The organism is Rahnella sp. Larv3_ips, assembly GCF_003697865.1.
Lineage (GTDB): Bacteria > Pseudomonadota > Gammaproteobacteria > Enterobacterales > Enterobacteriaceae > Rahnella > Rahnella rivi.
In genome coordinates this window covers 43126-49511 of record NZ_MJIB01000007.1, presented here as the reverse complement: position 1 = coordinate 49511, position 6386 = coordinate 43126, and the positions used below count along the sequence as shown (strand labels likewise).

Below are 6386 nucleotides of genomic sequence, written 5' to 3'. Positions count from 1 at the left end.
GTTACGCGCTTTCGCTTGCTAACTCGAGGTGGCGTATATTACGCTTTCCTCATTCAGTGTCAACCGTTTATTTCACCCGGTCATCACTGTTTTTAATCTTTCCGACCCGGTTACTTCGTGATGTTGTTCACGTTGTTCCCTGTCGATGGAGCGGCATTATAGGGAGTTCTGAGCAGGCCGCAAGGGTTTATTGAAAATACTTTTCCGACCGTTCACAAATAAAGCAAATGGATTAATAACGTTCAAAATACGCATAAAAAACGGGCTCCAAATTACTTTGGAGCCCGTTTTGACCTCTATAGCCTTAGATTACTGCCTTGCGACGATATGATCATTTTCCACATCAACAACAATAGGCTTACCTGGAATCAACTTACCCGACAAAATTTGCTGGGCAAGCGGGTTCTCAATTTGCTGCTGGATGGCACGTTTCAATGGGCGTGCACCATATACAGGATCAAATCCGGTATTCCCGAGCAACTCCAGGGCCGCATCTGTCAGCGTTGCTGAGTAGCCGTGTTCTTCGAGACGTTTGTACAAACGCTCCAGCTGGATTTTCGCGATATTTTTGATATGCGCATGAGCCAGCGGATGGAATACCACGACTTCATCTATACGGTTGATGAATTCCGGACGGAAGCTGTGAGTGACAACTTCCATTACCGACTCTTTCATCTGCGCATAGGTGGCCTCACCAAAGTGCTGCTGAATGATGTCAGAACCCAGGTTAGAGGTCATGATCACAACGGTATTACGGAAATCGACCGTTCTGCCCTGTCCGTCAGTTAAACGTCCGTCATCCAGCACCTGTAATAAGATGTTGAACACATCCGGATGCGCCTTCTCTACTTCATCTAATAAGATGACAGAGTAAGGACGACGACGAACCGCTTCAGTCAGGTAACCCCCTTCCTCATAACCGACATAACCCGGAGGCGCACCGACCAGACGTGAAACGGAGTGTTTCTCCATAAACTCTGACATATCGATGCGGACCATCGCGTCATCACTGTTAAACAGGAATGTCGCCAGCGCTTTACACAACTCTGTTTTACCCACACCGGTCGGACCGAGGAACAAGAATGACCCGATCGGACGGTTTGGATCCGACAAACCTGCGCGACTACGACGGATAGCATTCGATACCGCTTCAACCGCTTCGTTCTGACCGATTACACGGCTGTGCAGTTCCGCTTCCATACGCAGCAGTTTTTCGCGTTCACCTTCCAGCATCCGGGCGACAGGGATCCCTGTCCAGCGTGCCAGCACGTCCGCAATTTCCACATCAGTGACGCGGTTACGCAGCAGCTTCATGGTTTTGCCTTCGGCCTGAGTCGCTGCAGCCAGCTGTTTTTCCAGCTCAGGTATTTTGCCGTACTGCAATTCAGACATGCGACCCAAATCGCCAACACGACGTGCCTGCTCAAGCGTGATCTTAGCCTGCTCCAGCTCAGCTTTAATATTCTGCGTCCCCGTCAATGAGGCTTTCTCAGCTTTCCACTCTTCTTCCAGCTCAGAGTATTCACGTTCTTTCTGGTTAAGCTCCGTTTCCAGCATCTCCAGGCGTTTCACACTGGCATCATCAGACTCTTTCTTGAGTGCCTGTTGTTCCAGCTTGAGCTGAATAATACGGCGCTCGAGTCGGTCCAGAGACTCAGGCTTCGAGTCCATCTGCATACGGATACTGGATGCAGCCTCATCTATAAGGTCAATGGCTTTATCGGGCAACTGACGATCCGAAATGTAGCGATGCGAAAGCGTAGCCGCCGCGACAATTGCCGGGTCAGTAATCTGAACATGATGATGCAACTCATAGCGTTCTTTCAGACCACGTAAAATAGCGATGGTGTCTTCAACAGAAGGCTCGGCAACAAACACTTTCTGGAAACGACGCTCTAACGCCGCGTCCTTCTCTATATACTGACGATATTCATTTAAGGTTGTCGCACCGACGCAGTGAAGTTCACCGCGCGCCAGCGCAGGTTTGAGCATGTTGCCGGCATCCATCGCACCGTCGGCTTTACCTGCGCCTACCATCGTGTGCAATTCATCGATGAACAGAATGACGTTACCTTCCTGTTTTGCCAGATCGCTCAACAGGCCTTTCAGACGTTCTTCGAATTCACCGCGATATTTCGCCCCGGCCACCAGCGCACCCATGTCTAATGACAGTACGCGTTTGTTTTTCAGCCCTTCAGGCACTTCACCATTAATGATGCGCTGCGCCAGACCTTCGGCAATCGCTGTTTTACCTACACCCGGCTCACCAATCAGAACCGGGTTATTTTTGGTACGACGCTGCAGAACCTGAATGGTCCGGCGAATTTCTTCATCACGACCGATGACCGGATCCAGTTTGCCTTGCTCGGCACGTTCGGTCAGATCGATAGTGAATTTTTTCAATGCCTGACGTTGGTCTTCGGCATTCTGATCATCCACTTTCTCACCCCCACGCATTTGATCGATAGCCGCAGTCATTTTCTCGGCTGTTGCGCCGCAAGCTTTTAACATATCTGTTAATGAGCCGCGGTCTTTCATAACAGCCAGAACAAAGAGTTCTGACGAAATAAACGTATCGGCACGTTGCTGTGCCAATTTGTCACAAAGGTTTAAAACACGTACCAGTTCATGCGAGGGCTGAACATCCCCGCCGGTACCTTCAACTTGCGGCAAACGCCCCAAAGCCTGATCAACCTCCGTGCGCAGTTTCTGGGTATCAACCCCAGCAGCTGTTAATAAAGGGCGCACGGTTCCGCCTTCCTGCGTGAGCAAAGCGCTCATCAGGTGGACAGGTTCGATAAATTGATTGTCGCGCCCGAGCGCGAGAGACTGAGCATCCGCGAGGGCAAGCTGGAATTTACTTGTAAGACGATCCAGACGCATAACACCTCCAATACTGAACAAAATTGCTACTGGAGAATAGATGAGGTCAACCCTGACGTTTTCAAGGTTATCTTGTCAGTATATTAATTGGACTATCGGGATGAGTGGTGAAGGGGATTGATTTAAAGGGTTATACCCGCCAAATCAGACTGGCCTGGCGTCCGGTGATCCCGTCACGCCGATAAGAGTAAAATTGGGTGTTGTCAGACACAGTGCAATACTCACCGCCGTAGATGGCGGTGACGCCCGCACTTTGCAAGCGCAGCCGTGCGAGTTGGTAAATGTCGGCCATGAATTTGGCACCTGCCGGTGTAAAAGCCGCTGATGCAGCAGAGTCTGCAGCAACAAAGGCTTCACGCACTTCGCCACCCACTTCAAAATGAGCAGGGCCGATCGCCGGTCCCATCCATGCCATGATCTGTTCAGGTGCGGCTTCAAATTGCGCAACCGTGTTTTCCAGCACACCCGCACACAATCCGCGCCAGCCAGCATGTGCTGCCGCGACTTCATCACCCGAGCGGCTGCAAAACAGCACAGGCAAACAATCTGCCGTCATCGCAGCGCAAACTACGCCTGGTTCGCAAGTATAGGCAGCATCAGCAATAAGGGTGGGTACTACGGGAGTGTGCGAAGTAAGACGAACAACATCGGTGCCATGTATCTGCTCCAGCCAGTGCGGTGCAGCAGGTAAACCGCCGAGCGCAATCAGGCGCTGCCGGTTGGCCGAGACGATCTCTGGCTCGTCCCCGACATGGCTGCCGAGGTTGAGCGAACCGTAAGGAGGCAAACTGATGCCTCCTTTACGGGTTGTCGCACATGACCGAACCGAGGCGGGTTGCGGCCACTGAGGCAGAATAAGCGCACTCATTACCAGTTCATCTGATCCTTGAACTCTTCGGTATCCGCTTTCAGCGCCGTAATCAGGTCAACCATATCCTGAGGAAGTGGCGCATGCCATTCCATCTGAATACCGGTTACCGGATGGTAAAGGCGCAGCATTGTCGCGTGAAGAGCCTGACGATCGAATCCGCGCAGCATATTGATAAAGGACTCGGAGGCCCCTTTTGGCAAACGCGGACGGCCACCGTACAGCTGGTCACCCAGCAGAGGATGGTTGATGTGCGCCATATGCACACGGATCTGGTGAGTACGGCCAGATTCCAGACGCAAACGCAAACGCGTATGGGCGCGGAAATGTTCCATGATGCGATAGTGCGTGGTCGCCGGTTTGCCGGTTGGATGCACCGCCATATGCGTGCGCTTGGTGGAATGGCGCGCAATCGGCTCATTCACTGTGCCGCCTGCCGTCATTGTACCAATCGCCACAGCTTCATATTCACGGGTAATTTCGCGGGCCTGAAGAGCAACAACCAGGTGAGTTTGCGCAGGGACTGACTTCGCCACTACCATCAAACCGGTGGTATCTTTATCAAGACGGTGAACGATGCCGCAACGTGGAACATCTATAATCGCAGGGTAGTAATGCAGTAAAGCATTCAGTACCGTGCCGTCTGGATTCCCTGCGCCCGGATGAACAACCAGATCGCGGGGTTTATTGATGACTAAAATATCGTTATCTTCATAGACGATATCTAAAGGGATATCTTGTGGCAGCCAACGCGCTTCTTCTTCAATTTGCGCATCGATTGCGATAGCCTCGCCACCCAACACTTTTTCTTTTGGTTTGGTCACTTTTTTGCCATTGACCGTAACCCTGTCTTCAAGGATCCAATCTTTTATGCGAGATCTTGAATAATCAGGGAACAATTCGGCCAAAGCCTGATCTAACCGTTGACCGAGTTGAGATTCGGCCACCGTTGCGGTGAGTTGTACTTGTTGTGCCATATGCAGCTTCTTGGTTAACGTTGGGTTTTCACGGCGATGCCGTTTAAAATAATGTGCTATTGTAGCTGGTCTTTGTCGGGAGCTTAACGGACAGTCTCCCAGAATAACACCTGAGGATAATCAAAACGTCATGACGCGTGTGAAATATCTGGTGGCAGCAGCCACGTTGAGCCTGGCGCTGGTCGGTTGCTCCAGTTCCAAAGAAACGGTTCCCGATAACCCGCCTAACGTCCTTTATGCCACTGCCCAGCAAAAGCTGCAGGACGGTAACTTTAAAGGGGCGATTGCGCAATTAGAAGCGTTGGATAACCGCTATCCATTTGGACCTTACTCGCAGCAAGTTCAGTTAGATCTGATTTATGCCTATTACAAGTCTGCTGACTTGCCAATGGCTCAGGCCTCTATTGATCGCTTTATGCGTCTGAATCCAACCCATCCAAATATTGACTACGTCATGTATATGCGTGGTTTAACGGATATGGCGCTGGATGACAGTGCACTGCAAGGATTCTTCGGTGTCGATCGTTCTGACCGCGATCCGCAGCATGCACGCGCGGCATTCCGTGATTTCAGCCAGCTTATCCACGCATATCCAAACAGCCAGTACGCAACTGATGCGACTAAACGTTTGGTATTCCTGAAAGAGCGTCTGGCGAAATACGAGCTGTCAGTGGTGCAATACTACACTAAACGCGGTGCTTACGTCGCTGTCGTTAACCGTGTAGAGCAAATGCTGAAAGATTATCCGGATACTCAGGCAACGCACGACGCGCTGCCGTTGATGGAAAGTGCCTATCGCGAACTGCAGCTGAACAACCAGGCTGATAAAGTTGCGAAAATTATTGCCGCCAACAGCGCTGCATAATTTCAAATGTCCGAACACAAAAACGGTAGCTCTGGCTGCCGTTTTTTTTTGGGATTTTTTTAAGGCACGAACTGAAGGGATTAAAAAACAAGCAGAAAATGATGGGAGTGAAGATCAGGAAAAGCGCACTGATCTTATCAATCATGCTTCATCCGCTGACAAGTCTCAAGACCTTTCCCGCCATTCATTACCCTGAGTCACAGAATCATCACCATTGACAAAAAGTGACAAAAAACCACGACACAGGGGACGCAATTCACAAAAAAGGCTGGTATGTTGGATTCATCGGAGACGGAAAGAAGAGAGGTAAATTATATGACAGTCAACATTACCAGCAAGCAAATGGACATCACTGCCGCTATTCGTGACCACATCGAAGGCCGTCTGAAAAAACTGGAAAAATGGCAAACTCAGTTAATTAACCCGCACATTGTTCTGTCGAAAGAACCACAGGGATTTGTCGCCGTTGCGACCATCAGTACGCCAAACGGCCAGCTGATCGCCAGTGCGACCCACGATGATATGTATGCCGCGATTAACGAGATGACAGCCAAGCTTGAACGTCAGCTCAACAAAGCGCAGCACAAAGGTGAAGCCCGCCGTGCCGAGTCCGGTGTGAAGGAATTGAACCTTGAACCGGTGGAGGAAGAAGAGGAATAACCGGCTTAACAACATGTCTGTGAACAACGCGCTCCTGGAGCGCGTTTTTTGTGTCCAAAGGAAATCTTATTGACACAGGGAAAACCCAGCGGTTACTTTAAGACTCTGCTCAAACTTATGGAAACAATGTATA

The 6386-nt window shown here is 50.5% G+C and carries 6 protein-coding genes; 3 read left to right on the top strand and 3 right to left on the bottom strand.

Features of this window, described 5'->3' with window-relative positions; translation table 11 throughout:
- Window positions 1–309: 309 nt before the first annotated feature.
- From clpB to rluD, 3 genes are all read right to left on the bottom strand, one after another.
- A complete protein-coding gene (gene clpB, locus ED901_RS13170) occupies window positions 310–2883 on the bottom strand; it encodes an ATP-dependent chaperone ClpB (RefSeq protein WP_056772696.1) in 2574 nt (857 codons plus the stop codon).
- A gap of 130 nt (window positions 2884–3013) precedes the next feature.
- Entirely contained in the window at window positions 3014–3751 is a 738-nt protein-coding gene (yfiH, locus tag ED901_RS13165) for a purine nucleoside phosphorylase YfiH (protein ID WP_122096177.1), read from the bottom strand.
- Entirely contained in the window at window positions 3751–4728 is a 978-nt protein-coding gene (rluD, locus tag ED901_RS13160) for a 23S rRNA pseudouridine(1911/1915/1917) synthase RluD (RefSeq protein ID WP_122096176.1), read from the bottom strand. The genes yfiH and rluD overlap by 1 nt, the downstream gene beginning before the upstream one ends.
- Before the next feature lie 130 nt (window positions 4729–4858).
- On the opposite strand from rluD, the gene bamD reads away from it, so the two are divergent.
- From bamD to raiA, 3 genes are all read left to right on the top strand, one after another.
- Window positions 4859–5593 (top strand): outer membrane protein assembly factor BamD, encoded by a 735-nt coding sequence (gene bamD / locus ED901_RS13150; RefSeq protein WP_056772705.1) that lies wholly within the window; start codon window positions 4859–4861, stop codon window positions 5591–5593.
- Window positions 5559–5789, top strand: coding sequence for a hypothetical protein (locus tag ED901_RS25135; RefSeq protein WP_162997868.1), 231 nt, complete (start codon window positions 5559–5561; stop codon window positions 5787–5789). The genes bamD and ED901_RS25135 overlap by 35 nt, the downstream gene beginning before the upstream one ends.
- 119 nt (window positions 5790–5908) lie before the next feature.
- A complete protein-coding gene (raiA, locus tag ED901_RS13145; RefSeq protein WP_056772708.1) occupies window positions 5909–6253 on the top strand; it encodes a ribosome-associated translation inhibitor RaiA in 345 nt (114 codons plus the stop codon).
- Window positions 6254–6386 lie beyond the last annotated feature (133 nt).

Coding starts and splice junctions, on each gene's coding strand:
- clpB (WP_056772696.1), bottom strand. CDS start 2,883: ATGCGTCTGGATCGTCTTACAAGTAAATTCCAGCTTGCCCTCGCGGAT.
- yfiH (WP_122096177.1), bottom strand. CDS start 3,751: ATGAGTGCGCTTATTCTGCCTCAGTGGCCGCAACCCGCCTCGGTTCGG.
- rluD (WP_122096176.1), bottom strand. CDS start 4,728: ATGGCACAACAAGTACAACTCACCGCAACGGTGGCCGAATCTCAACTC.
- bamD (WP_056772705.1), top strand. CDS start 4,859: ATGACGCGTGTGAAATATCTGGTGGCAGCAGCCACGTTGAGCCTGGCG.
- raiA (WP_056772708.1), top strand. CDS start 5,909: ATGACAGTCAACATTACCAGCAAGCAAATGGACATCACTGCCGCTATT.